The following is a 3,894-nucleotide window of genomic DNA, read 5'->3' as shown; positions in this document are numbered from 1 at the left end:
AACAGATCGCGGCCATCGAGCCGCCGTCGCAGATGACCGCGCCAATGCTCGATGCCGCGTTGGTGCTGGCGGTCTTCGTCGATCTCGAAGTCGTTGCCGCGGTCGATCAAGACCTCGACCGGATCGGGGTGGTCAGCGGCGCATCGGTCTACCCGCTGGTATGGAACATCCTGCTGGCCGCGCGCAATGAAGGGTACGGCGGGACCATCACCACCAGCGCCATCACCGAGGAGCCCAGGGTCCGAGAGTTATTGGGCGTGCCCGAGTCATTCGCTCTCGCCGCACTGCTGCCGTTGGGCAAGCCGCGCAAACAGCTGACGAAGCTCAGGCGCGCCAGCGTCGCCGAACTCGCCACTCGCGAGCGGTTCGACGGCGCGCCGTTCGGTTAGTCGGCGGTCACCGCGTCGCCGGGCTGGCGCTGGCCGAGCAGTTCGTCCTGGCCGACCTGGGCAGGACCCGAATCGTGGCCATTGCCACCGCGCTTGGCCGGCTTCTTCTTCGTCGCCTTCGACGACGTCTCAGCCTCGATGTGGTGGCTGTTGGGCGGCAAACCCGCTGCGGCGCCCACCATCTCGATCGCCTTCTCGGTGTACACCCGGTAGCCGAAGTTCGGCTCGTAGCCGTGGATCTCCGTGGTGTCCAGATCGCGCATGAACTGCAGGATCTCGCGGCTGAACACCTGGCCGGGCACCAGCACCGGGAAGCCCGGGGGGTAGGGTGTCACGTACGTTGCTGACACGACATCGATTCCGGCATCCAGCTTTTCGTCGATCTGCTCACCCATGAGGTATTCGCAGTTCGTGTCGTCGTACGACAGGTAGAACGCGCTGCGGACATCACCCTCGGGTGTCGGCTCGGAACCGCTGTGGTCCCGGAACGCCGGGTGGAATCCGCTGAAGTTGCACAGCACCACCGAACGCTCGGTCAGCCCCCACACTGCCTGCTCGAAATGTTCGCGCTCGCCCAGGCTCATCTCGGAGATGGCCTGATCGAGTTCGGCGGCGATGCTGACCAACACCTCGACCAGGAACGCCACCGAGCTACGGGTGGTGCCGATGTTCGTCATGAACAGCACGCTGTTGCGCGAGGTCTTGTTGATCTGAATGCCGTAGCGGTCCATCAGCTGCTCGCGCTTGAACGTGTCGCCGTCGTAGCCGGTACGTCCGATGGACAACGTGATTCGCGACGGGTCGAGTACGAACTCGTCGTCGTGCCACGCGGCCATCATGTTCCGCAGACCGGATCGCAGCGGTTGATCGATGGCCGTCGGACGGAACTCGTTCGGGATGAGATGAGATGTGCCAAGGCAATTCATGTACTTGCTGAGCAGCGGGTGGTTGTCGATCGCGTCGCGCAGCTGCATGGCGTTCTCGATCTGGCGCTGCACCAACTCGGCGCCCTCCAGGGCCACCTGACGACGACCCAGGTCCAACGACGCCAAGATCTGGTAGTTGGGCGAGGTCGAGGTGTGCGCCATGTAGGCCTCGTGGAACGGCACCGCGACCTTCTGGTCGAAGTCCTGGTCGTAGACGTGGATCATCGATCCCTGCCGCAGCGCGGTCAGCGTCTTGTGGGTGGACTGCGCGGCGTACACCCGCACCCGAGCGCGCGCCGGGTCGGGCATCAAGCGACGGTTCAGCAGATCTTCGTCGCTGGGCTTCTCGGCGGTCTGCTCAGCCAGGTATTTCTCGAACTGCGCCTTGTATTCCGGGCTCTGCAGCCGTTCGCGCACCGCCGCCGCGGAGGCCATCGCGGTGCGGGTGCGGTACACCGGGTGGAACCGGGCGAAGGCGAACCACGCCTCGTCCCACAGGAACACCAGGTCGGGCTTGATCGCGAGGCACTCCTCCATCACCCGCTCGACGTCGTAGACGATCCCGTCGAATGTGCAGTTCGTCAGCGACATCATTTTGACGCGGTCGAGCTTGCCGGCCCGCTTGAGCGCCAACAACTTTGACTTGATCTCGCGCAGCGGCACCGCACCGTACATCGAGTAGTCGTTGAGCGGATAGGCCTCGAGATAAACGACATTCGCGCCCGCCATCATCATGCCGTAGTGGTGCGACTGGTGACAGTTACGGTCCAACAGCACGATGTCGCCGGGGGCCACCACCGCTTGGGTGATGATCTTGTTGGCGGTCGACGTGCCGTTGGTGACGAAGTAGGTGTGCCGCGAGCCATACGCTTTCGACGCAAGCTGCTGGGATTCACGAAGCGGACCGATGGGCTCCAGCAATGAGTCGAGACCACCGCAGGTAGCCGACGTCTCGGCCATGAAGACTTCTAGGCCATAGAAGCCGACCATATCTTTGATCCAGTGCGAGTTGACAATCGACTTGCCCTGCGAGATCGGCAGCGCGTGGAAGACACCGGTGGGCCGGTGACTGTACTGCTTGAGCGCGCTGAAGAACGGCGTACGGTAACGCGCGGCCACGCCGTGCAGGATCGACAGGTGCAGTTCGAGCATGCCCTCCCGGGCGTGGAACACCCGGCGGAAGTACTGGCCGAGCCGGCCGGCGATGTCCTCGACCTCGATCTCGGTCATCAGGTAGAGGTCGAGCTCGGGCCGCAGCTTGCCCAGCGATGTGGCCAGAATTTGGGCCCGCTCCTCGGGCGAGTAGTGATCGGCCAGGTCGTTCGACACCCCGGTGTCGACGAACTCAGACAGCGACGAGAGGTCGCGGGTTGACTGGTGCGAGAACCGCCGCCGAATCACCACGGCTTGCAGGTTCACGTTGAGTCGTGCCGCGATCAGCGCCTCGTCGCCACTGGCCACCACCACGAGCTCGTAGACGAATTCGTCATCGGGGCGCCGCCACTTGCGGACCTCGCTGCGCAGCGCACGCTCCTGCGCTTCGGTCATCTTCTCGACGACCAGCACTTCGAAGTAGGGACGGTCGCGCTCGGCTTCGGTCTGACCCTCGAGCTGACGCGGATCGGACGGGAACATGTCCAGCTCGTCGGCGCCGGCGTTCTCCACATCCCCGGTGCGGTACGACTCCTGAGTCAGCGCCCGGTTGATCCGCGCGACCAACTGGCAGAACTTGTCGTAACTACCGGCAGCGAAAAGCCTTTGCACACGGGCGAATTGCGGCGTGCCGGGGTAGGCCCAGTAAGGCTCCAAGGAGCTCAATTGATTCAGCAGCTCCTGGCAGGAGGTGATGCACTTTTCCTTCAGGACGCCTGCGGTGTCCGGACGCGTCAGCCGGTCGGCGGCCTCCTCCAATCGGCACCAGGAGTCGCTACGAACCTGCCACAGGCTGTTGTAAGCGCGCAGGTGTTCTGTCATCACGGCCCTCCCGGTCGTCGAATCAAGGCTCGCAGACCCAGCCCGCCCGCTGGTGACCAGCAAACAAACAGTGAGCGTCCGTCGCGTGATGGTGGCAATTGCCGATGCTGCCGCCCGGGCTTTGAATTGGCCCGCAGCTCAAAATAGCCGCTGCGGGACCGCATACCCTCTAACCTCGGTGGCAGATCCAGGATTCGAACCTGGGTAGGCGTAAGCCGACGGATTTACAGTCCGCTCCCATTGGCCGCTCGGGCAATCTGCCGTGGTGCGTGTAGCAGCCTACAACGAAGATGTACTCGGATAACAAACGGCCAATATCGATAGAAGGGGACGTATCCAATGGCGGATTCATCGTTCGACGTCGTGAGCAAGCTCGATCGGCAGGAGGTCGACAACGCCCTCAACCAGGCCGCTAAGGAACTGTCCACCCGGTTCGACTTCCGCGGCACCGACACCAAGATCGCCTGGAAGGGCGAAGAGGCGATCGAGCTGACCAGCTCCACCGAGGAGCGCGTCAAGGCTGCCGTCGACGTCTTCAAGGAAAAGCTGATCCGGCGCGACATCAGCCTCAAGGCCTTCGACGCCGGCGAGCCGCAGGCCTCCGG

At 63.6% G+C, this 3,894-nt stretch carries 3 protein-coding genes and 1 tRNA gene; 2 read left to right on the top strand and 2 right to left on the bottom strand.

The annotated features are described in order from the left end of the window. The coding region (locus VGH54_RS00020; RefSeq protein WP_331509896.1) for a nitroreductase family protein at positions 1-389 on the top strand (389 nt) is incomplete at its 5' end. Here VGH54_RS00020 and VGH54_RS00015 read toward each other — a convergent pair. Then, positions 386-3,289, bottom strand: coding sequence for an ornithine decarboxylase (locus VGH54_RS00015; protein WP_331509895.1), 2,904 nt, complete (start codon positions 3,287-3,289; stop codon positions 386-388). The genes VGH54_RS00020 and VGH54_RS00015 overlap by 4 nt on opposite strands. A 179-nt stretch (positions 3,290-3,468) precedes the next feature. Continuing rightward, a tRNA-Tyr gene (locus VGH54_RS00010) sits at positions 3,469-3,551 on the bottom strand. A gap of 77 nt (positions 3,552-3,628) precedes the next feature. On the opposite strand from VGH54_RS00010, the gene VGH54_RS00005 reads away from it, so the two are divergent. After that, on the top strand, positions 3,629-3,894 hold a 266-nt coding region (locus tag VGH54_RS00005), incomplete at its 3' end, for a DUF520 family protein (RefSeq protein ID WP_331509894.1).

The organism is Mycobacterium sp., assembly GCF_036488105.1.
Taxonomy (GTDB): Bacteria; Actinomycetota; Actinomycetes; order Mycobacteriales; family Mycobacteriaceae; genus Mycobacterium.
Note: the sequence above shows the minus strand (reverse complement) of the source record. Positions and strands in the feature narration are given on the sequence as shown.